This window comes from Bacillus sp. TH13, assembly GCF_016651175.1.
Taxonomy (GTDB): Bacteria; Bacillota; Bacilli; order Bacillales; family Bacillaceae_G; genus Bacillus_A; species Bacillus_A thuringiensis_S.
Map to the genome: position 1 here is coordinate 1 of NZ_JAEKEJ010000013.1, position 23,125 is coordinate 23,125.

The following is a 23,125-nucleotide window of genomic DNA, read 5'->3' on the forward strand; positions in this document are numbered from 1 at the left end:
GAAAAAGAATGTACACATGACATATTCCGTACATATGGAAAAAGTAATAAAGAGTTATATTACTGACATAGATGCAAGAGAATTTAAAGAATTTGATGATGAATTGGATGTAGATGTAGTAAAAGTAGAAAAGAAAGATTCAATTATTCTACTTTAAATACTAGTAAACAAATCCTGCTCGTTATATCGATCAGGATTTGTCATTTTTATGCAAATAAGGATATCCTTTGTCAAGTATCTTTTCGTTTACATATTTACTTTATGTGCAGACAGGATTAATATGTTTTTTAGAAATACAAAAACTATATCAAATGGAAAAGCGATTTTTATTAATTGAAAAAATTTGAAAGGAATGGGGAATGGTGAAGAAATTAGATGTGCTCTTAATGCTACTGAGCGTCCTCTTTCCAATTGCAGGACTTACAAAGCAAATCCCTCTAGAACAATCTATATATATTGGAGGGCTTTTATTTTTTACTAGTTTCGGTAGTTATTTTGCTAAAAAGATGTATTCACGTATATGCAGCTGGATAGCGTATGCGCCATTTATAACATTACTATTAGTTATTTGGCATCAGGATATTTCAACAAGCTCAATCATAGCAAATGCGAAAATTGCTGCATGTGTCGCGTTAATTCCATGTTTATTCCGTTTTCGTACATATGGACTTACTTTGGGATTATTCTCATTATGGGCCGCTTTACTATGGGATATAAAAGAAGTACAGTCGTTAGTCATACTTGAACGCATGACGAGTTTAATGACAAGCCATTATGTATATATATTACTATTAATTGGAGGACTTGTATTAGGAGGATTACTTGCGATGTTCATTCACCGCAAAGAGAAAGATAATAATAAAGAAAATATAAATCTACTTGGACCAAAAAAGAAACGCAAAAGATTATCATTTAAGATTCGTCTTCCGAGATTACCGAAATTAAAGATGAAACTATTTAAGTTTGGTGGGAAAGAATCTAAAAGTAAAATCCCAGAAAAGATACATGAGCATAAGTACGAAGAACCAGTTGCAACATATAAAATGACAGAGCAAATAGATCCATACAAAGAAAATGAAGTTCAAGGTCAAACAAGGATGGAACGCCGAAGAAATAGGTTTAATGCATAATGAAGTTTAATAACCCCGTAATGACTTATCTTAAGATTGATAAATCATTACGGTTTTTTTATGTAATTAAATAAAGGTTGCTAATGAGGGGGGATAGCATATTTTATAGGTGAGAAGTTAAATAAAATAAGGGGAGGATAAAATGCTTATCATTACATATATATCTGCTTGTATATTATTCTTAGTTAGCTTTTTACATGTATATTGGGGTTTCGGAGGTAATTGGGGGACAAATAGTGTTATACCAACTAAATTAGGGGAAAAGGCGTTTACACCTCGTGCCGGAATGACATTGTTCATTGCATTATTATTAAGTATGGCAGCGATAATTTTGTTGCAACAAGCAAATATTGTTCATTTTGCAGTTCCTAATGTTATTATTCAAGTCGGTTCCTGGATTTGTATGATTGTCTTTTCTATTAGAGTAATTGGTGAGTTTAATTACTTTGGTATCTTTAAACGACAAAAAGATACGCACTTCGCTAGAATGGATACCGGTTTATATATTCCACTTTGTGCATTTTTATCTTTATCTTTCTTATTAGCAATAATTTTGTGAGTAAATAATAGTAGTTTCTTTTCTCAAAATACATGTAAACGTGAGAATCTAAGAGTAAATAAAAAGGATGTAAGCGTCTTCTTGTCGAAATGTAAATTATTATGAAAGGCGGTGACACTATGAAGTATGTAAAAGTTAGTATGAATGGTGGAAGTGAACACAAATTCTCAATGACTTTAGATCGGTTTGAAGAACTTATTACTACAGAGAATGGGATATTAGAAAATAAATTAGTATGTATTGAAAATGTAATGATTAACCCTACTAATATATCTTCTGTAGTTGAAAAAATTGGTGTACCGGCTAAGTTTATGGAAGCTTAAAATCGTTAGATAAAAAACATCCCCAATGGATGTTTTTTAATTTATAAATATGAAATTGTATAGTGGATATTTGAGTAGATTTTTTAGCAATGACTATGCATATATTAAGTACCTGAACATGGTGCTTAATACATGCACGAAATAATAAGTACAAGCATATACTATTAAGTAGGACAAGATCTTCGTGTCCTACTTAATACTCAGAAAAAACCTCTAATCAAATAAGAGCATCCAATTCCAGGGTGCTCTTATTTTTTGTAAAAATTTACCACGAGTCTTATTTTATAGTAGGATGCAAGAATAAAGGGCTATTTTTAAATAATGTTCTTTAGCCTTTAATTTTAAATTTATCTTTAACGTTAGTAAATATTAAAAATAATATGATAGCAGAAATTAAGTTAGATAAGTAGAAATCTTGATGAAACAGTAGTTCGAAGATGACATAGAAAGTAACGAATAAGGCGATAACAGGTAGTATGCAAATAAATATAAATCTCCAATTTTTTAAGTAATGTCTATAATTAGTAAGTACTTTCTCCATAAATGTAGCTCCTATATTTTTGTTTTTATATAATTATACATTTAGATACAAGGATTTTCAAAGTGAAAATATTTAGCAATTTAAAAATATAAGGAAAGTATTTGTTGAAAATCCAGATTGCTCTAGCAATCTGGATTTGACTTTAAATAACTATACTAAAATGATACACTATAATCTACGTTATTTTTGAAATGAATAGAGGGATTTGTGTGATAAATAAAATTAAAAATGCTGTAGAGGATATGTACGAGGATGAGGCTAAAGATTTACTTCAAAGTATTCTCATACAGTTAAACTTATTAGAAGAAAACTATAGTGAAGATACAATTAAAAATTTGATGGATATTCCGAAACAATTAAAGAGTAATCCTACTTATAAAAGAAATGTAAAAGAAAGTACGCACGTACATATTGCTTTTGATGACTCAACGGCTGGTTGCTTAACATATATGTTAAGTCAAGAAGAATTATCTGAAGAGAGTGTTGTTGCTTTTTCTGAATTCTTTTCAATTGGACCGATATATAAGTTGCATACGAATGGGGGCAACTAGCAAGACAGAAGTGGTTAATAAATAATTTAACTGCTTATGATAGTTATTTTGAAGAAGAATATTTATCAAGATTTATAGCAACTATAGAAGAACTACATACTATTCCTGTTGAAACGCCTATTACAATTTGGAAGGCTGATAATGCACATGAACATGTAGGCCTAAGTTTTGTAATGGCACAATTAAAGGATAAGAAAAACATTCGAGTTATTAATACGTCTGAAGCAAGTCGAGAAATATTAAAACAAGAGTATGATATTCGTGGAACTGGAGAATTACCACCTGAAAGTTTAGCTCTATTCCAAAAAAGTTTTGCAAAGTTATCTTATTTAACTGAAGAGAAGCGAATGAAGTTTGAACATGAGTGGGATAGATTATCGGAAAGCGTAAAATGTTTAAGAGTGTGGAAAGAAAATGAAGTGTATTCTGTACAAGAAGATTATTTTGATCAATTTATAATTGAATGCGCGAAAAGTGTGGGTGCTGATCGAGAATTCCTCAAAGCTCCTAGAGTAATTGGTGAAGCACTTGGTCTTGTTGAACAATTGGTTGGAGATACTTTCTTAGAATATCGCTTGAAACAATTAATTAAACAAGAAGTATTTGAATTTGAAGGTTCGTTAGATGAAATGCGTTTTTATAGTGTGAAGTTAAGGAAATAATAAACACCTTCTATTTTTGAAAGGCTCGTATTTTTAATAATACGAGCTTTTTAAGTTGAATTTGGGCTATAACATAAGCTTCCCAGAGAGGGCATATCACATATAAATGTTAAAGGTAATGAATGAAAAGTAGGTGATTTGTTAATATGTATAACCAACAAAATTATCCATATGATCAAGGAATGTATTATAATCCACAAAACTACGGGTATGAATCTGTAGATGAAGTGAGAGATATGGAACAAGAAGATTACAGACCAGATGATGCGGAAGATGCTCCAACGTCACCACCGCCGTCGCAAGCTCCGTCGTTACCGTCTACCTTTGCGTCTCCATCTCAAGCGGGCAATATGAAATCATGGATGTGTAATTGTCTAGGAAGATGGGGCTATTTACGTTTACATCGTCCTGGTCCTTTCGGAAGGGACTTATGGTTCTTTCCGACTGAAGTGAGAAGAAACGGAGTATCAGGTTACACTTGGCAAGGTGGTCGTCGTCGTAAAGTAAGTTATCGCTATCAACAAATTAGTAATTTTATGTGCTTCGCATAAAGAGTAGTGGGAGAGTGAAACGATTTTACTCTCTCACTTTTTTATTTTTCAATATACCAAGTAAGATTTTGGTTAAAAATTTACAATTTTCACGTTTTTATTAGAGTATAATGCATATGTTGGGTTGGTTTTCAAAAACAAATGAGAGTGAGGGAATACAATGTCAATGAAAAACAAAGTTGGACTAAAAATAGAGGATGGCATTAATTTAGCTTCAGCTCAATTTAAAGAAGATGCGTATGAAATTTATAAAGAATCTAGAAAAATGCAACCTATCTTATTTGTGAATAAAACTGAACTAGGTGCGGAATGGCTTATCACAAGATATGAAGATGCCTTGCCACTTTTAAAAGATAGTCGCTTAAAAAAAGATCCAGCCAATGTATTTTCTCAAGATACATTGAATGTGTTTCTTACTGTTGACAATAGTGATTATTTAACTACTCATATGTTAAATTCAGATCCACCTAACCATAATCGTTTACGATCACTAGTACAAAAAGCTTTTACACCGAGGATGATCACGCAATTGGAAGGAAGAATACAGGATATTGCAGATGATTTGTTAAATGAAGTCGAGCGAAAGGGTTCATTAAATCTTGTTGATGATTACTCGTTCCCTTTACCAATTATTGTAATAAGTGAAATGCTTGGCATTCCAAAAGAAGATCAAGCGAAATTTAGAATTTGGTCTCATGCTGTCATTGCTTACCCAGAAACACCAGAAGAAATAAAAGAAACTGAAAAGCAACTATCTGAGTTTATTACATATCTTCAATATTTAGTTGATATTAAACGAAAAGAGCCAGAAGAAGACTTGGTGAGTGCTTTAATACTTGCAGAGAGTGAAGGGCATAAACTTAGCGCTCGAGAACTATATTCAATGATAATGTTACTAATTGTGGCGGGACACGAGACAACGGTAAATTTAATAACAAATACAGTATTAGCGCTGCTCGAAAATCCAGATCAATTACAGTTATTAAAAGAAAATCCAAAATTAATTGATGCCGCTATTGAGGAAGGATTACGATATTATTCTCCAGTTGAAGTTACAACTTCAAGATGGGCAGATGAACCTTTTCAAATTCACGACCGAACAATCGAAAAAGGAGATATGGTTGTCATTGCCTTAGCTTCTGCAAACCGTGATGAAACTGTATTTGAAAACCCAGAAGTATTCGATATTAATCGGGAAAATAATCGTCATATTGCCTTTGGTCATGGTAGCCATTTCTGCTTAGGCGCTCCACTTGCTAGGTTGGAAGCAAAGATTGCTATTACTACTTTGTTTAATCGAATGCCTGAACTACAAATAAAAGGAAATCGTGAAGAAATTAAATGGCAAGGTAACTATTTAATGCGTTCTTTAGAGGAATTGCCTTTAACTTTCTAGAATAGTTAAAGGGAGACATGCATACATCGAACATGGTTTACATAGAGTATGTATGTGTTATTTAAATTCGAAATGGAAGGGTGAAAACATCCCAATGATCAACTAATTCTATTTGTAAGAGACCTTCGTTAAAAAACGAAATATTCTTCTGAATAGGGTTAGTCTGTACATTTATAGAAAAGGGATGTATTTCGCTCTGCGAATATATAGTCTTTTTATATGATTTGTGCTGCCTCCTGTTCAGAACATGAAATAGGAGGCTTTTTTATGTCGACAAATGTAGTAACGAAACAAAACAATGGGGTATCACAAGTATTAAAAAATCGGTTTGTTCAAGGGATTTTAGCATCAGCATTATTTTTACAAATAGGAATATGGGTTCGAAACTTTGCAGTATTATTATATGTAATGGAAATGACAAAAGGTGATGCTTTTGCTATTTCGATGATTTCAGTTGCTGAATTCGCTCCAATTTTTATTTTTTCATTTATTGGCGGTACTTTTGCTGATAGGTGGAAGCCAAAGAAGACAATGATATGGTGTGAAACGTTAAGTTCCATTTCAGTATTCGCTGTATTAATTACGCTTATGTTTGGAACGTGGAAAATTGTGTTTTTTGTGACACTCATCTCTGCAATCCTTTCACAGTTTTCACAACCATCTGGAATGAAGTTGTTTAAACAACATTTATCAACGGAACAAATTCAATTAGCAATGTCTATATATCAAACGATATTTGCAATATTTATGGTATTAGGACCAATCCTAGGGACATTTATCTTTCATAGTTTTGGAATTTATATTTCAATCATCATAACAGGTATCTCGTTTTTACTTGCGGCAGTTGTATTGTTATTTCTTCCGAAAGATCTTGAAAACGACGTAGAAAAGAAAGATATCACTCTGTTGCAGGAGATGAAGGATGGTATTAAGTATGTCAAAAAGAAAAAGGCATTAACTTTGCTAGGGCTTTGTTTTATGGCTGCAGGACTAGGTATAGGATTAATTCAACCATTGGGTATATTTATTGTGACTGAGCAATTAGGATTATCAAAAGAGAGTTTACAGTGGTTACTAACGGTAAATGGTGCAGGAATGATTGTTGGCGGAGCATTAGCAATGGTATTTGCGAAAAACGTTGCTCCGCAAAAGATGTTAATTATGGGTATGCTTGGGCAGGCAATTGGTATTGGGATTATAGGTTATTCCACAAATTTATGGGTAACACTCACAGCACAACTTTTTAGTGGTTTAGCTCTTCCATGTATTCAAATTGGTATTAATACGCTCATTATTCAAAATAGTGATACTGATTTTATTGGTCGTGTAAATGGCATTTTAAGTCCACTATTCACCGGTTCAATGGTAGTAACAATGAGTATTGCTGGTTCATTAAAAGAAATGTTCTCATTAAGTACGATGTATGAAGGCACAGCTTTGCTATTTATAATTGGATTATTATTTATTTTACCTATATACAATTTAAAGCCAGTAATAGCGGTAGAAAGTGAAATAAATGGTAAAGGAAGTGCTGTACAACATGAATCCTAATCCAAATATTAAATACCCTATTGAAGGAAATCAAAACGTTCAATTTATAAAAAATACAATAACAAAATCTAATATACTTGTTGGTGACTATTCTTATTATGATGCAAAAGATGGAGAAACATTTGAAGATCGAGTATTACATCATTATGAATTTCTTGGAGATCGCCTAACTATTGGAAAATTTTGTTGCATTGCATCGGGAGTAAACTTTATTATGAACGGAGCGAATCATCGGATGGATGGATTTTCGGCATATCCATTTAATATCTTTGGAAATGGGTGGGAGAAGCATACACCTAGTTTGTCTGATTTACCTTACAAAGGTGATACAGTTATAGGAAATGACGTTTGGATTGGTATGGATACAACTATTATGCCCGGAATAAAAATAGGGGATGGTGCAATCATTGCAGCTAAATCTGTTGTGACTAGAGACGTCGCACCCTATACAATCGTTGGTGGAAACCCTGCAAATAAAATAAAAGAGAGATTTTCAAATGAAATAATAGAAGAACTATTGCAAATTCAATGGTGGCATTTTGACATTGAAAAAATAACTGAAAATATAGATTTGATTGTACGAGGAGATATTGAACCATTAAGAAAGCTAAAAAGGTAATAAAAAATACATGACAAAGAGTATCATACCTCCGAAATTTGTTAATGATAATAGAACAAGGAGGTGTGATACTATGGCACAAGACGTTTTATGTGAAGTAAACAACTGTAAATTTTGGGCGAACGGTAATAAATGTAGTGCAGAGGCAATTTACGTAGTAAGTCATAAAGGTAAACATGCATCTACAACGGAAGAAACAGATTGCAAAACTTTCGATCCAGAAGTGTAAATTTTTTAAGGGTAGCCAAATCGTGGTTGCCCTTTTATTAATTATAGTATTGATAATAAATATCATTTTCATTCATTGTTATTAACTTTTCTTGTTATTTTTTTATATTTTTTTCATAAGTGATGTAATCCAACTCAATTCATGTTCAATTCGTGATTTACTAAATTCAATGACTTCAGTAATAAAAGATGAGGTAATATCTAGAGACTGAATAGCAGTAAGCTGTTTATGTAGTACGTTTTGACGTACAGTCAAAATCTCTTTTCTATCCTCATAGTCAAGTTTTTCAAATAGCGCAATACGAACAAGAAATTCTGTATTGTTTGTCGCAAGTTTTTCGGGAAACTCTCGTAACATTTCAGAAAAAATTTCTTCTCCTGTTTCTGTTATATTGTACATATTTCGGTTTGGTTTTCCGACTTGTTTATGTATTTTTTTCGTTATAGCGCCCATATTTTCAAAGCGCCGAAGGGCAGGGTAAAGCATGTTGTGATTTAATTCAAAATTCTCACCTAAACGATTTTGAACATTTTTTTTGATTTCATATCCATGTTTTGGTCCTGTCGTTAATTCTGCTAGCAGTAAAATGTCAACGTACATAAAAATCCCCCTTATATATTTCTCAAGTTCTCTAATGAAAAATCTCCTTTTATATATGTTAAAATAACATATGATAGTTTATACAACTTTGAACTGCCGACCTATCACTTTTATTGTAAAAGAAAAGGGAGGAAAGAACTATGGCTTCACCTGAAAATGTTATTTTAGTTCATGAAATTTCAAAGCTGAAAACAAAAGAAGAATTATGGAATCCATATGAATGGTATCGTTTGATGAGGGATAATCACCCAGTTCATTATGATGAAGAGCAGGATGTATGGAATGTTTTTTTATATGATGATGTAAATCGTGTTTTATCAGATTATCGCTTATTTTCAAGTAGAAGGGAGCGCAGACAATTCTCAATCCCTCCTTTAGAAACTAGAATAAATATAAACTCTACAGATCCACCAGAACATCGCAATGTACGTTCCATTGTTTCTAAGGCATTTACTCCAAGAAGTTTAGAACAGTGGAAACCTCGAATACAGGCTATCGCAGATGAACTTGTACAACATATCGAAAAATGTAGTGAAGTTAATATCGTTGAACAGTTTGCTGCACCTTTACCTGTTACCGTTATTTCCGATTTATTAGGAGTCCCAACAACAGATCGTAAAAAAATTAAAGAATGGTCTGATATTTTATTTATGCCGTATAGTAAAGAAAAGTTTAATGATCTGGATGCCGAGAAAGGGATAGCATTAAATGAATTCAAAGCATATCTTCTACCGATTGTTCAGGAAAAGAGATATAATTTAACCGATGATATCATTTCTGATTTAATTCGAGCTGAATATGAAGGCGAAAGATTAACCGATGAAGAAATTGTAACCTTTTCATTAGGTTTACTAGCGGCTGGGAATGAAACCACTACAAATTTAATTATTAATAGCTTTTATTGCTTTTTAGTAGATTCACCTGGAATTTATGAAGAGTTAAGAAAAGAACCTAACTTAATTTCAAAAGCGATTGAGGAAGTATTACGCTATCGCTTTCCTGTTACATTAGCCCGGAGGATTACAGAGGATACAAATATATTTGGTTCTTTAATGAAAAAGGATCAGATGATTGTTGCGTGGGTTAGTGCAGCGAATTTAGACGAGAAAAAATTTTCACAAGCCTCTCAATTTAATGTGCATCGAACAGGAAATGAAAAGCATTTAACCTTTGGGAAAGGTCCTCACTTTTGCTTAGGAGCACCACTTGCACGTTTAGAAGCTGAGATTGCATTAACTACCTTTATAAATGCTTTTGAAAAAATAGAGCTATCTCCATCTTTCTGTTTAGAAAAATGTATATTGGAAAATGAACAAACATTAAAATACTTACCTATTCGATTGAAAGCCAAATAAAAATCTTAACAAGGTGCATACATTTGCATCTTGTTTTTTGTTTCTCAATTGTGAGTTTTCGGTGATTACCTTAATATGGAATTGTATAAAACGTAGAGGAGGATTCTTATGTTGACTTGTAATGGAAGTAAATCATTTCAAAAGTTTATTAAAGGTGTTACAGATCTTATGGAAAACGGTTTATTTGAAGAAGAAATAGTGTGTGGCATTGAAAAGTTACTAGAAGAACTTTTAGAAAAGAAAACATGGCTCCCGTTAGATAAACAGAAGGCGAATTTGACTCAATATGCACGACATTTATTGTATGAAGATCCGCTCAAACGTTTTGAAGTACTAGCTCTCGTATGGAAAGATGGACAATCTACACCTTTACATGATCATGATGGCACATGGGGGGTAGAAGGCGTTTTTTCAGGAAGGATTATGGTGCAGAACTTTATACAAACGAAACAACTTGGTAATTCACTTGTTTATTTAACACATAAAGGCAATCTTTATTTGGGAGAAGGAGAAACAGATAAAGTAATTCCACCAGCGGATTGTCATATTCTTGAAATCAGCAAAAATGAAAGCGTTATTACGATTCATGTCTATGGTAAACAGTTAGAAAAGTTTAAAGTATATATCCCAACTGAAGAAAAAAATGTGTACATGTGTGAGACAAAATATATTAGTTATAATTCATAGTTTAAAATCCAAAGCTTTTTTAAAAGAAAAGCTTTGGATTTTATTTTTAATTATTTCTTGACCTGAAACGCTTTTCATAAATTATAAATAAGAAGTACCGCACGAGGATTGTATGAAAACGATACCTATTAATTAATTAGAACTCGTGTATTTATAGAAAGTGGTGAAGAAATAATGAAATTAATCGCAATTGATTTAGATGGAACTCTTCTTTCGGGGAATAAAATGATAAGTAATGAAAATGCAGAAGCAATTCGAAAATGTCAAGAAGCTGGCCATGTTGTAGCAATTTGTACTGGACGTTCTATTGTTGATATTGAACGATTATTGTTAGAAGTTGATTTAGAATGTCCAATCATTGCGGAAAATGGTGCGCTTATATATAAAGATAAGAAAATGATGAAGAGATATCCAATTCGAAATATGCAGGCACTTGAAATTGTAGAGTATCTTGAAGAGAATAGTTTGTATTATCAACTTTATACTGATAAAGGTGTATATGTACCGGATTATGGAGTTGAGAGTGTACGTAATGAAATTGAGTATGTGAAGAATTCAAAAGAAAATTTCGACTTGAAAGAGTTAGAAACAATCGCAGCATTGTATCTTGAGCATACAGCGTTTCATAGTGCGAAAAGTTGTAAACAAATTGTAGAAACAGATATACATGTGCATAAACTATTACCATTTTCTTATGATATTGAGAAATTAAAAAAACTAAAAGAAACATTTCTTCATAATACAGATTTAGCAATTACATCTTCATATTGGCACAATTTAGAGATTAATCATCGAGATGCTCAAAAAGGGAATGGATTATATACTTTAGCAGAACATCTTAATATTCCAGTTGAAAACACTGTAGCGATAGGTGATGGGCTGAACGATGTTTCTATGATGGAAAAAGCGAACATATCAATTGCAATGGGGAATGCAGTTGAAGAAATAAAAGCAATGTGTAAATACGAAACGTTATCAAATGAAGAACATGGTGTGGCACATGCTTTATATAAATATGTAATGTAATTAAAAAAGAAAAAAGAATCCAAATGGATTCTTTTTCTTTTTATTAGGGGTAAGGTATTCTATGAGTTTCATAGAAGCCTTATTACATTTCATTATATAGAATATATTGGAATAAATGTTTATATTTTTCATAAAAAATGTGAATATTTTATGAACTTTACACTTATTGCATGTTTATACCGCTATTAGTGACGCGTATGACCCTCAAGGAAAAATTCAGTGAATGTAAGAGGAATGAACGAAATATATACTAATTAAAGGTGTATTCAGTATATACATTCTTTTCTTATTTTAATTGAAAAATAAAATTTGTTCGAATAATTATTCTACAGCTATATACCTACACTAGCTTTCTTCGTATAATGGAGAAGTATGAATTTTAGATTTGTATTAATTTTACATATTGAGGTGAAAAAGGAATGAATTCGCGGCTAATGGAACTTATTGATGTGAGTACAATAGAAACCATGGCAGAACAATTTTATAAATTAACTAACATATCACATCAACTTCTTGATGCTGAAAAAGAGTGTGTTTTTTCATTCGGAATGAATGAGATAAAAAAGAGTAAACTTCCAAAGATTGAAATCCCCATTTTCTTATACAATCAACATTTAGGATCTTTTGTTGTATGGTCCAAAAAAAGTGAAATTTTCAGTTGTCAAAAATACTTTGAAATGCTCTCAAGTTTAATTTTAGATGGCGCAATAAAAGTATTTCAAAGTAAAAATACAACATTGCTTTCTCGAAAAGAGGAGGAACTACATACGATTTTACAAAACATGCCTGTTATGGTCGATGCGCTTGATTATAATGGAGATTTTGTTTTGTGGAACCGAGAATGTGAAATTGTAACAGGTTATACCGCTGAAGAAATAATTGGAAATCCAAATGCACTGCAATTATTGTATCCTGATCATAGTTATCGCCAGAAAATACAAAAGAAATTTTTAACTTGTGGAAAAAATTTCAGAGATTGGGAAATGCACTTAACATGTAAAAATGGTGAAATCAAAACAATAATGTGGTCTAATATATCAGAACAGTTTCCTGTAACAGGATATAGTTATTGGGCTGTTGGTGTAGATATTACACATTTAAAAGCGATAGAAGAGCAGTTAAAACAACAAACATCTGAACTAGAATTAATTTTTAAAGCTTTACCAGATTTATGTTTCTTAACAGAAGATGATGGCACAATTATAGATTACAAGGCAGGATCTCCTACAAAGTTTTACGTACCCGCAGAAGCTTTTATGGGAAAAAAGTTTTACGAAGTATTACCATCTTCAGTAGCACAGCAGTTTCAGGAAGCCATTAATCAAGTGAAGGAAAAAGGAACGAATGTAATTGTAGAATATCCACTCACACTTAATGGAAGTATTGATTTCTTTGAAGCTAGATGCTTACCATTATTACATGATAAAATTATGATTATTGTACGCGACATTACAGAGCGAAAAAAGACAGAAGAATTGCTAAACAAATCAGATACGCTTGCTGCAATTGGTCAATTAGCAGCTGGGGTAGCTCATGAAGTAAGAAATCCTTTAACTGTAATTAAAGGTTTTATACAGTTATTCCAAATTAATAAAGAAGATCAAGAAAGATATTTTGATCTTATGCTTTCTGAAATTGAAAGGATAGAAGCAATCCTGCAAGAATTTCTGTCAATTGCTAAAACAGATGAGATAAATACAGAAAAGAAAAATATTTATCAAATTTTTAAAAATGTCGTATCGTTAATGAATACAAAAGCAATTATGACAAATATTCAAGTTGAACTATTTACGGATGACAAAGATATAATTATTGAATGCTCAGAAAATCAATTGAAACAAGTATTTATTAATATTTTGCAAAATTCAATCGAAGCTATGCCAAATGGTGGGGAAATTTCAATTCACATAAAAGAAATAAATGATGATGGTGTCATCATTCATGTAATAGATGAAGGAATAGGAATACCTGAAGAAAGAATTAAGAGATTAGGTGAACCTTTTTATAGTACGAAAGAAAAAGGGACTGGTATTGGATTAATGTTAAGTTATAAAATTATTGAAAGTCATCAAGGGACAATTAGTATCATGAGCGAGGTTGGTGTCGGGACAACAGTAACTATTTACTTACCGAAAGTACAAAGTAAACAATCTTTTTCTAATTGTGACGATAAATGTATAGCAATACGCACTAGTAGTAATTCTTAAATCAATTAATACCCAATAACAAAGCGATTAGTGAAAGCTAAGCTTTTTGTTATTGGGTATTTTTTATATTTAATTTAGTAAACTTTATCTTTTCTTTACCTTTGTTTTAATTTCTATTAAGTTTTAAACATTATATTATTATTTGTACAAAGCAATGTATAGAAATTGTACATTACTTTTAATATAGAAATGTGATTATTATTTGGAATATTGTAAGGAGGAGATTATGACAAGGTGAAAAAGCAAGAGAAGAAAAGTGGTAGAGTAGTACCTCTCCGGTTAAATATTTTATTCCTTTGTGTATTTTTATTATTTTCTGGCATCGTTATTCAGTTAGGGAAAGTGCAAATTTTTGATGGAGAAACATATAAAAATGAAGTAGAGAAGAGAGCAAATACAACCGTGGGTCTTTCTGTACCACGTGGAAAAATATTTGATCGTGAAGGAAATCCAGTAGTTGATAATAAGTCTTTACGTACGATTACATATACAAAGGTGAAAGGTGTAAAACAAGAAGAAATATTAAAATCAGCAAGACAACTTGCAGACATTATTGAAATGCCGCAAGAAGATATAGCTAAGTTAACTGAGACTGATAAGAAAGACTTTTGGATGCAATTAAATCCAGAACTTACACAAGACTTAGTATCAAAAAAAGAAATAGATAAATTTCGAGATAAGGATATTACCGGAAAAGAACTAGACAAAAAAATAGAAGATTTAAAAAGGAAGCGCGTTACAGATAAAAATCTTCAAGAACTAACGGCTAAAGATATAGAAGTGTTAGCTATTAAAAGTAAAATGACCTCAGGTTTTCAAATGGCACCTCAAATTATTAAAAAGGACGTTAGTGAACAGGAATATGCGGTGATTAGTGAAAATTTAGCGAAGCTTCCAGGGGTAGACGCATCAGTTGATTGGGAGAGAATCTATGTAAATGATGGGCTATTCCGTTCTGTTCTTGGTAACGTTTCAAATGCTGATGAAGGATTGCCACGTGAAAGATTAGATTATTATTTAGTGCGTGATTATAGCCGAAATGATAGGGTCGGCAAAAGTTATATCGAACAGCAATATGAAGATGTACTTCATGGTACGAAAAAAGAAGTAAGAAGTATTGCTGATAAACAAGGTAATACAATGAGAACGGAAACGGTTTCGGAAGGAAAAAGCGGAAAGAATTTAACTTTAACAATTGATATGGAATTACAGAAAAAAGTTGAAGAGAGCATAGAAAAAATATTAAAACAATATAAAGGCTCAGAATCAATGTTAGACCGTGCTTTCGTAGTAATGATGAATCCGAAAAATGGCCAAGTATTATCAATGGCTGGGAAAAAGCTTGTAGAAAAAGACGGGAAAATGGAAGTAGAAGATTATGCTTTAGGCACGCTGACTAGTTCTTATGAGCTTGGATCAACGGTTAAAGGTGCGACAGTGTTAACAGGGTTCGAAACAAATGCAATAACTCCTGGAACACATTTTTATGATGCACCTATGAAGTTTAAAGGAACTAAGGAGAAGAAGTCTTGGAAAAATTTTGGCGATATAGACGATCTAAGAGCGTTACAAGTTTCTTCAAACGTTTATATGTTTAATATAGCATTAAAAATTGCTGGCGTGGATTATGTGAAAAATAGTTCACTAGATATTAAACAAGAATATTTTGATAAAATGAGATATTATTTCAGGCAATTTGGACTAGGCGTACAAACTGGTATTGATTTACCAAATGAAACTGCAGGACAAATCGGAAGAAAAGATAATCAGCCTGGTTTCTTATTAGATTATTCTATTGGACAATATGATACATATACACCACTTCAGCTTGCGCAATATATTTCGACTATCGCAAATGGAGGGTATCGAATGAAACCACAAATTGTTCAAGAGATTAGAGAACAAACCGTTCAAAAAGATGAGGTTGGTAAAGTAGTACAATCAATAGAACCCGTTGTTTTAAATAGAATCGATATGAAACAAGAATATATTAATCAAGTAAAAGAAGGGTTTAGAAAAGTATTTCAAGAAGGAGATGGAACGGGAGTAAGAGCGTTCCAAAAAGCACCATATAAACCAGCTGGTAAAACAGGGACCGCACAAACTGTATATGGCGGAGAAAATGATATTGGGCGAAATGAGAAAGGCGATCGTAGAGAATGTTATAACTTAACATTAGCTGGATATGCGCCATATGATGATCCAGAAGTAGCATTTTCTGTTGTAGTACCGTGGGTTGAAAATGATAAATCGGGCATTAACTCCGATATTGGAAAAGAAGTTTTAGATGCTTATTTTGATTTGAAAAATAAGCGATTAAATGGTGAAGCGCCAAAAACAGATGACTCTAAAGAGAATTAAAATGTACGAAACGTCTCTAGCATTCATGTGAACTAGAGGCGTTTTTATCTGGGAATAGATTAGAAATGAGGTATATATGAAGCCGTTTATTCTAAAATATTGGAGGAATATATGTAGCTATATCATAATAATAATAATAATTGGGATTATATTTATTAATAACTCTTTTTTTATTTTAATGGGCTAAAATAATTCTATTAACTATTCACGTTTTATAAAATAAATCATATATTGATAGCATAGGACAAGCAGAAACGCTTGTTCTAACCTCACAGAACACTCCTTATCACGGTTAGGCATCTACATAGGTAGATGCTTTTTTTATGTTGATGACTGAAAATTATTTATCAACATAATGTAGCAAGCATATTAGGACTATTAGGGGAAGATTACTTGTACAAATAACAGTATGCTTAATTAAAACAGTGAAATGTAAGGAGTGAGGAATAAGTGCTAAATATTTTAGTGGTTAATTTTCCAGCAGAAGGACATGTAAACCCTACATTAAATTTAGTAAAAGCCTTTACTGAACGAGGGGATCACGTACATTATATTACAACGGCAAACTTTAAGGATAGAATTGAAGATTTAGGAGCTACTGTACATACTCATCCGGATCTATTAAAGGAGATTTCTATTGATGCTGAAAGCTTATCTGGGTTAAATGCTTTCTTTCATGTGCATGTTCAAACTTCTTTATATATATTAGAAATTACGAAACAATTATGTGAAAGCATAAATTTTGATTTCGTAATTTATGATATATTTGGTGCGGAGAGTTAGTAAAGGAGTATTTACAAGTTCCAGGTGTAGTTTCCTCACCTATATTTTTAATTCCTTCAGAGTTTTTGAAGACATTACCTTTTCATCCAAATGCAGATATGCTATTCCAACCAGAGGAAATCTCTGAAAAATTACTAAATCAGATGGAACATAAATTTGGAGTAAAACCAAAGAATAATCTTCAATTTATGAATAATAAGGGTGATGTTTGTCTCGTATACACAAGTCGTTATTTCCAACCTAATAGCGAATCGTTCGGAGAAAATAACATTTTTATTGGACCGAGTATTTCAAAGCGTAAAACAAATATAAAGTTTCCACTGGAATCACTTAAAGAGAAGAAAGTTATTTACATTTCAATGGGAACACTGCTTGAAGGACTCGAACCATTCTTTAATACTTGTATTGATACTTTTTCAGATTTTGATGGGATAGTCGTAATGGCAATTTGTGATAGAAATGATATTTCAAAAATAAAGCAAGCGCCAGATAATTTTATAATTGCTCCATACGTACCTCAATCAGAAATATTAAGTGAAGCAGATGTTTTTATTACACATGGCGGTATGAATAGCGTACACGATGCCATTCATTATAATGTCCCATTTGTAATAATACCGCATGATAAAGATCAGCCTATGATAGCGCAAAGATTAACTGAACTGGAAGCAGCACATAGACTATTGAAAGAACATGTTAATGTGCACACTTTAAAAGAGGCCGTAACAGATGTTCTTTCAAATGAAAAGTATAAACATGGTATAAGAAAACTTAATGATAGCTTTATAGAATGTGGTGGTTCAAAAGAAGCAATTATAGTTATTGAATCTCTTTTAAATAAAGTAAAACTTTAATCGGTTGAGGTTTTTACTGCCCGCAAAAAGCAGGATAAATAGTCGTAACTGTATACAAGCATAGAGGTTTTCACCTTTATGCTTGTATATTCTTATCCAGCAAATTGCACAGCAGTATTTGCATGTAAAAAAGCAGTATCAAAAACGGGAACAGCAAGATCATTTTGGGAGATGAGTAAAGGTATTTCAGTGCAGCCTAATAATATGCCTTCAGCGCCGTTTTGAATTAATGATTTTGTAATTTGTAATAGCTTTTCTTTAGATGTTTTTGAAATGATCCCTCTACTTAATTCATCTAATATGACATGATGGATAAAAGTTCTTTCCTCGTCATTTGGGATAATTGTCTCAATGTTATATTTCGCTAATCGTGATTTATAGAAATCTTGCTCCATCGTTTGTTTTGTTCCTAATAGTCCGATACGTTTTATATTCTGTTCTACCATTTCTTTAGCACTTACATCACCAATGTGAAGAAGCGGGATAGATATTGCTTGTTCTACCTCCTCGGCAAATAGATGTACGGTATTTGAACACATTAATAAACATTCAGCCCCAGATTTTTCAACTTTCTTTGCAACTGTAACTAGTTCATTTTTCACTTCTTCATATTGATGGTTTTGTAATAAAGTAGTTACTTCTCCAAAGTCCATACTATATAAAACTAACTTTGCATTTTGATCGTATTGAGAGAGTGTAAGTGTATTAATATGTTTATAGTATAATGATGTAGATTCCCAACTTAATCCTCCAATCAAACCAATAACTTTCATAATGCATTCCTCCCGAAACGATTTTGAATTTATTATTTCATAATTCCGATAAGAATACAATGATTTAAATGCACTGTTTAATAAAAAATAAAAATAGTAAGAAAAGTATTGAAATTTACATTTTTTAGTGCCATAATACGAATTACAAATTAATACTTATCCAGAGAGGTGGAGGGAACGGCCCTAAGAAACCTCAGCAACCCCTATGCAATTTTATAGGAAGGTGCTAATTCCGCAGAGGACACGATGTGTTTTTTGAAAGATAAGAGGATTCTTGAACGTGAAAGAAAATGACCTCTTATGTAAGAGGTCATTTTTTTGTTGTATAGAAAGGGAGTGTCGATGCATAATTCATTTTTAAATTAAATATAGAGTAATAAAAGTTAACTAATATGAGAGGAGAATTGTCATGAACAAATTATCAACAAAGTTAGTAGTAGCAATCGGTATTGGAGCAGCATTATACGGGATATTAGGACTTTGGGGATTTTCTATTGCACCGAATACATTTATTAAACCAGCATTAGCTATATTAACTGTTTTTGGAGCATTATTTGGTCCAGTGGCAGGACTGTTAATCGGACTTATCGGTCATACCGTAACAGATACGATTGCTGGCTGGGGTATTTGGTGGGGCTGGGTTATTAGTTCAGGTATTATTGGTTTTTCAATGGGTCTTATTCAAAAAAGAGTTGGTTTTAGTGTGAAAAACGGGTCGTTTAACAAGGGGGATATTTCTTATTTAGCAATTACTGGGCTAGTTGGTATTGTCATTGCTATTATATTTGCTGGGGCATTCGATATTATTGTGATGGGAGAACCATTTGACAAAATTGTTATACAAGTATTAGGAGCGACAATTTTCGATGTTATCGTTTTCTTAGTACTTGGATTGCCACTTACAATTGGCCTGGCAAAATCCAATAAGAAACATACACATTTAAAAATTGAAAAGTAGGGATGTTAACATGCAACCAATTATTTCGTTTGAACAATTCACCTTTCAATACGGGCATGCTGCGCAGCCTACTTTAAGTGATATTACCTTTCATATATACCCTGGGGAAAAAGTGCTAATTGCTGGACGAAGTGGTTCAGGAAAGTCGACATTAGCTCATTGTATCAATGGGCTAATTCCATTTTCTTATGAAGGGATTAGTACAGGTAACGTATTAATTGCCGGTAAAGACCCGAGGGAAGGAAGTATTTTTGAGCAAAGTAAACAGGTAGGAACCATTTTGCAAGATCAAGATGCTCAATTTATTGGTCTGACAGTAGAAGAAGATGTAGCTTTTTATTTAGAAAATGAATGTGTAAATCAAGATGACATGAAAAAAATTGTTTCGGACTCATTAAGAAAGGTGAAGATGCATACGTTTCATAAACAAAGTCCACATGAATTATCAGGAGGTCAAAAGCAAACAGTTTCTCTTGCTGGTTTATTAACAACAAATGCGGATATATTATTGTTCGATGAACCGTTAGCGAACTTAGATCCGCTAAGCGCCTTACATACGATAGAACTTATGAAAGATATACATGAGCAATATAATAAAACGATTGTTATTATCGAGCATAGGATAGAAGAAATTTTAAAGCTGGATTTAGACAAAGTTATATTAATTGATGAAGGTAAAGTCATTGCAATAGGAACACCAAAAGAAATCTTAGCGTCAAATATATTACCATGTATTGGCTTAAGAGAGCCTATTTACATTGAAGCATTAAAGAGATTACATTTTGATCGTAATAATGACGTAATATATCCAATGGAAAACCTTCAAAAGGAAAAGGTAAGCAACGTTATAAAAGAGTGGATGGAGAAACAAGTCATATTAAAAGGGAATGCTAAAAACAAGGAATTACTTAAAGTGGAGAATTTATCATTTTCATACCCTAATAAACAAAAAGTATTAAAAAATGTAAACCTTTCAATATATGAAGGAGAAATTGTGGCACTGTTAGGACATAATGGAGCAGGGAAATCAACATTAGCTCATAGTCTTATAGGCATAAACAAAATGAAAAATGGGAAAATCTTGTTAAAAGGTGAAGATATTAGTTCTTGGTCTATTCGTAAACGTGGGGAAATCATATCTTACGTGATGCAAAATCCAAATCATATGATTACACAGCCTACTGTTTTTGAAGAAGTTTCATTTACATTGACATTACATAATTTTTCTAAGGAAGAAATTAAGAATAAAGTAGAAGGAACTTTAAAAATTTGTGGTTTATATCCATTTCGTAATTGGCCAATTCAAGCACTGAGCTATGGACAAAAAAAGAGATTAACAATCGCGTCTGTATTAACAACAAATCCTAAGCTTATCATATTAGATGAACCGACAGCGGGACAAGATTATTATCATTATAAACAATTTATGTTGTTTATTAAAAAACTAGCTAAAAAGGGAATCTCATTTGTTTTTATCACTCACGATATGAATCTCGCACTAGAATATGCAGACCGTGCAGTAGTTCTACATGAAGGGAAAATTATTGCGGATAATACAGTGTCTAATGTATTTGGCGATCAAGAAACGTTACAAAGAGCCAACTTAAGAGAGAGTTCTTTAATCAAGCTTGTTAAATTTAGTGGGATTGTATGTCCAGAAAAATTTATGGAGCTTTATTTAGACAGTAATAGGAGGGAGGAAGGTGCATAGTACATATTTTTATCGTATGGATGGGGTAGTGAAATTGTTTTTATTTATTTTTTGTATGACGATTACTTTTTTGTTTTTTGATTTTAGGTTGTTGCTAATTTTATTTATTATTGGGTGTATCGGACTTGGAATTGCTAAAATTCCATTTCGTAAAATTTTAATTATTTTTAGTTTCATATTTACATTTAGTTTATTAAACTCTGTCATGATTTTATTTATTACACCAACTCATGGATCTGAATTAACTGAATCATATACTTCATTTTTGCATATTGGATATGCAAAAATTACATATGAAACATTATTTTATGCAGCTACACTTTCATTAAAGTATTTTACGTTATTACCATTTACACTTCTTTTTATTTACACGACAGATCCAAGTGAATTTGTAAGTAGTTTAAGTAAACTTGGTATTCATTATAAGATTACATATGCAATAAATATTGCACTGCGTTATATTCCTGACATCCAGTCTGAGTATAAAATTATTAAACACGCGCAAGAAGCGAGAGGAGTGGCTTTTGAAAAAGGAGAAGCAAGTTTATGGGTTCGTATGAAGAACCGTGTTTTAATTTTCTGGCCACTAATCATTCATTCTCTAGAAAGAATAGATACGGTTTCAAATGCAATGGATTTAAGAGGATTTGGAAAGAAGGATAAACGTACATGGTTTTATACAAGTAAGGCGAAACGTAAAGATTTCATCGCTTTATTTGCCGGTGTTTTCATATTCATTGTTGCCGTATATTTAAAATTAAACGTATTTCAAAACTTTTGGTATCCATTTTAAAGCACTCTTTAAACGAGTGCTTTTACTTATTTTTATGTAGACATGCTCAAAAAAGGGATATACACATAATGTATAATACGAACCAGTTAAAATGATCAACTACCTATTAGTTTTCAAACCAAAAGGAGGAGAAAATATGAGTTACGGTGGTTCTTGTGGTTTTGGTGGAGGTTTCGCTTTATTAGTTGTGTTATTCATTCTATTAATAATTGTAGGATGCAGCTGCTGGGGCGGAGGATACTAATTTTTAATTAGTCTTCACAAATGTAAACTAAAAAAACATTGAAGATACTTATGTATCGAAACAAATAAAAAAGGAGCGACTATGCTCCTTTTTTATTTGTTTTAATGCGTATTCTTACTATATTTCGGGAACGTAATCGTTAAAGTCGTTCCTTTACTAACGATACTTCGGATTTTTAAACTTCCATGCATCGTTTCAATAATCTTAACAGCAACCATCGTACCTAAACCGGTTCCTTTTGTTTTTGTACTAAAATACGGTTCACCGAATCGATGTATTTGCTCCTGTGACATTCCAACTCCGCTATCTTCAATTCGTATTTCAACTTTACTATTATTGATAGATGAGGAAATATTTAAGGTACCACCATTAGGCATTGCTTCAATGCTGTTTTTTATTAAGTTTAAAAAACATTGTTGAAAGTGCTGTTTATTACCAACAATGACTGCCTCAGAAAAATCCTGTGTAATATGTATCGTATTCATATTACACAATGGAAATATCATATTAATAACTCGATTTAACTCTTGTTTTACTGAAATTTGATCTGATTTTTCTGGAGCAGGTTTGGCAAACGTTAAGTAATCATCGATAATTTCTTGGGCACGATTTAACTCTTCCATTTGTTTGCGTATATTCGATGCTATAACGCCGATTATAA

General features: G+C 32.1%; 21 protein-coding genes, 3 pseudogenes and 1 riboswitch. Of the genes and pseudogenes, 20 read left to right on the plus strand and 4 right to left on the minus strand.

Annotated features, from left to right (window positions below; genetic code table 11):
• The first annotated feature begins 362 nt into the window (after positions 1–362).
• The 3 genes from JFU02_RS03680 (at position 363) to JFU02_RS03690 (ending at position 2,012) form a co-directional block, all read left to right on the plus strand.
• Positions 363–1,130 (plus strand): DUF3959 family protein, encoded by a 768-nt coding sequence (locus JFU02_RS03680; RefSeq protein ID WP_086406306.1) that lies wholly within the window; start codon positions 363–365, stop codon positions 1,128–1,130.
• Between the two features lie 142 nt (positions 1,131–1,272).
• Complete coding sequence (locus JFU02_RS03685) at positions 1,273–1,689, plus strand: DUF3995 domain-containing protein (protein ID WP_086406210.1); 417 nt, start codon at positions 1,273–1,275, stop codon at positions 1,687–1,689.
• A gap of 119 nt (positions 1,690–1,808) precedes the next feature.
• Entirely contained in the window at positions 1,809–2,012 is a 204-nt protein-coding gene (locus tag JFU02_RS03690) for a hypothetical protein (RefSeq protein WP_000878369.1), read from the plus strand.
• A 328-nt stretch (positions 2,013–2,340) separates the two neighbouring features.
• Here the strand turns inward: JFU02_RS03690 and JFU02_RS03695 are convergent, their stop codons facing one another.
• The gene (locus JFU02_RS03695; protein ID WP_000416836.1) at positions 2,341–2,553 is read right to left on the minus strand and encodes a hypothetical protein; all 213 of its coding nucleotides are present in this window, start codon (positions 2,551–2,553) and stop codon (positions 2,341–2,343) included.
• A gap of 209 nt (positions 2,554–2,762) precedes the next feature.
• On the opposite strand from JFU02_RS03695, the pseudogene JFU02_RS03700 reads away from it, so the two are divergent.
• From JFU02_RS03700 to JFU02_RS03725, 6 genes and pseudogenes are all read left to right on the plus strand, one after another.
• Positions 2,763–3,766: pseudogene (locus JFU02_RS03700) on the plus strand (DUF1835 domain-containing protein).
• 146 nt (positions 3,767–3,912) lie between these two features.
• Positions 3,913–4,317: a hypothetical protein gene (locus JFU02_RS03705; RefSeq protein ID WP_000282700.1), complete on the plus strand. Its 405-nt coding sequence runs from the start codon at positions 3,913–3,915 to the stop codon at positions 4,315–4,317.
• 160 nt (positions 4,318–4,477) lie between these two features.
• Positions 4,478–5,713, plus strand: coding sequence for a cytochrome P450 (gene cypA / locus JFU02_RS03710; protein WP_061665851.1), 1,236 nt, complete (start codon positions 4,478–4,480; stop codon positions 5,711–5,713).
• Positions 5,714–5,980: 267 nt separating this feature from the next.
• Positions 5,981–7,264, plus strand: a complete 1,284-nt coding sequence (locus tag JFU02_RS03715; RefSeq protein WP_000106399.1) for an MFS transporter — start codon at positions 5,981–5,983, stop codon at positions 7,262–7,264.
• Entirely contained in the window at positions 7,254–7,883 is a 630-nt protein-coding gene (locus tag JFU02_RS03720; protein WP_201069898.1) for a Vat family streptogramin A O-acetyltransferase, read from the plus strand. The genes JFU02_RS03715 and JFU02_RS03720 overlap by 11 nt, the downstream gene beginning before the upstream one ends.
• 73 nt (positions 7,884–7,956) lie before the next feature.
• Positions 7,957–8,112, plus strand: coding sequence for a DUF1540 domain-containing protein (locus JFU02_RS03725; RefSeq protein ID WP_000046095.1), 156 nt, complete (start codon positions 7,957–7,959; stop codon positions 8,110–8,112).
• A gap of 102 nt (positions 8,113–8,214) precedes the next feature.
• On the opposite strand, the gene JFU02_RS03730 is transcribed toward JFU02_RS03725, so the two are convergent.
• Positions 8,215–8,712 (minus strand): PadR family transcriptional regulator, encoded by a 498-nt coding sequence (locus JFU02_RS03730; RefSeq protein WP_061665850.1) that lies wholly within the window; start codon positions 8,710–8,712, stop codon positions 8,215–8,217.
• Between the two features lie 140 nt (positions 8,713–8,852).
• Between JFU02_RS03730 and JFU02_RS03735 the strand changes: the two genes are divergently transcribed.
• From JFU02_RS03735 to JFU02_RS03760, 7 genes and pseudogenes are all read left to right on the plus strand, one after another.
• Entirely contained in the window at positions 8,853–10,067 is a 1,215-nt protein-coding gene (locus JFU02_RS03735; protein ID WP_000168016.1) for a cytochrome P450, read from the plus strand.
• A 108-nt stretch (positions 10,068–10,175) separates the two neighbouring features.
• Positions 10,176–10,754: a cysteine dioxygenase family protein gene (locus JFU02_RS03740; protein ID WP_000954433.1), complete on the plus strand. Its 579-nt coding sequence runs from the start codon at positions 10,176–10,178 to the stop codon at positions 10,752–10,754.
• Between the two features lie 174 nt (positions 10,755–10,928).
• Complete coding sequence (locus JFU02_RS03745) at positions 10,929–11,780, plus strand: Cof-type HAD-IIB family hydrolase (RefSeq protein WP_061665848.1); 852 nt, start codon at positions 10,929–10,931, stop codon at positions 11,778–11,780.
• 419 nt (positions 11,781–12,199) lie between these two features.
• Complete coding sequence (locus tag JFU02_RS03750; protein WP_086406215.1) at positions 12,200–13,987, plus strand: PAS domain-containing sensor histidine kinase; 1,788 nt, start codon at positions 12,200–12,202, stop codon at positions 13,985–13,987.
• 234 nt (positions 13,988–14,221) lie between these two features.
• Positions 14,222–16,348: a peptidoglycan D,D-transpeptidase FtsI family protein gene (locus tag JFU02_RS03755; protein ID WP_086406216.1), complete on the plus strand. Its 2,127-nt coding sequence runs from the start codon at positions 14,222–14,224 to the stop codon at positions 16,346–16,348.
• Between the two features lie 76 nt (positions 16,349–16,424).
• A pseudogene (locus tag JFU02_RS31975) lies at positions 16,425–16,529 on the plus strand (signal peptidase I); the annotation flags it as partial.
• Between the two features lie 269 nt (positions 16,530–16,798).
• Positions 16,799–17,985 (plus strand): annotated as a pseudogene (locus JFU02_RS03760) (macrolide family glycosyltransferase).
• A 92-nt stretch (positions 17,986–18,077) separates the two neighbouring features.
• On the opposite strand, the gene JFU02_RS03765 reads toward JFU02_RS03760, so the two are convergent.
• Positions 18,078–18,758 (minus strand): aspartate/glutamate racemase family protein, encoded by a 681-nt coding sequence (locus JFU02_RS03765; protein WP_000864395.1) that lies wholly within the window; start codon positions 18,756–18,758, stop codon positions 18,078–18,080.
• A 153-nt stretch (positions 18,759–18,911) separates the two neighbouring features.
• A riboswitch (SAM riboswitch) is annotated at positions 18,912–19,027 on the plus strand.
• A gap of 140 nt (positions 19,028–19,167) precedes the next feature.
• Between JFU02_RS03765 and JFU02_RS03770 the strand changes: the two genes are divergently transcribed.
• The 4 genes from JFU02_RS03770 (at position 19,168) to JFU02_RS03785 (ending at position 22,464) form a co-directional block, all read left to right on the plus strand.
• Positions 19,168–19,716: an ECF-type riboflavin transporter substrate-binding protein gene (locus JFU02_RS03770; protein WP_201069901.1), complete on the plus strand. Its 549-nt coding sequence runs from the start codon at positions 19,168–19,170 to the stop codon at positions 19,714–19,716.
• A 10-nt stretch (positions 19,717–19,726) separates the two neighbouring features.
• Positions 19,727–21,427, plus strand: a complete 1,701-nt coding sequence (locus tag JFU02_RS03775) for an ABC transporter ATP-binding protein (protein WP_201069903.1) — start codon at positions 19,727–19,729, stop codon at positions 21,425–21,427.
• Positions 21,420–22,220, plus strand: coding sequence for an energy-coupling factor transporter transmembrane component T family protein (locus tag JFU02_RS03780; protein ID WP_086406217.1), 801 nt, complete (start codon positions 21,420–21,422; stop codon positions 22,218–22,220). The genes JFU02_RS03775 and JFU02_RS03780 overlap by 8 nt, the downstream gene beginning before the upstream one ends.
• A 136-nt stretch (positions 22,221–22,356) precedes the next feature.
• Complete coding sequence (locus JFU02_RS03785) at positions 22,357–22,464, plus strand: YjcZ family sporulation protein (RefSeq protein WP_000120182.1); 108 nt, start codon at positions 22,357–22,359, stop codon at positions 22,462–22,464.
• 101 nt (positions 22,465–22,565) lie between these two features.
• On the opposite strand, the gene JFU02_RS03790 is transcribed toward JFU02_RS03785, so the two are convergent.
• Positions 22,566–23,125, minus strand: a 560-nt coding sequence (locus JFU02_RS03790; protein WP_201069906.1) for a sensor histidine kinase, incomplete at its 5' end; no start/stop codon positions are given.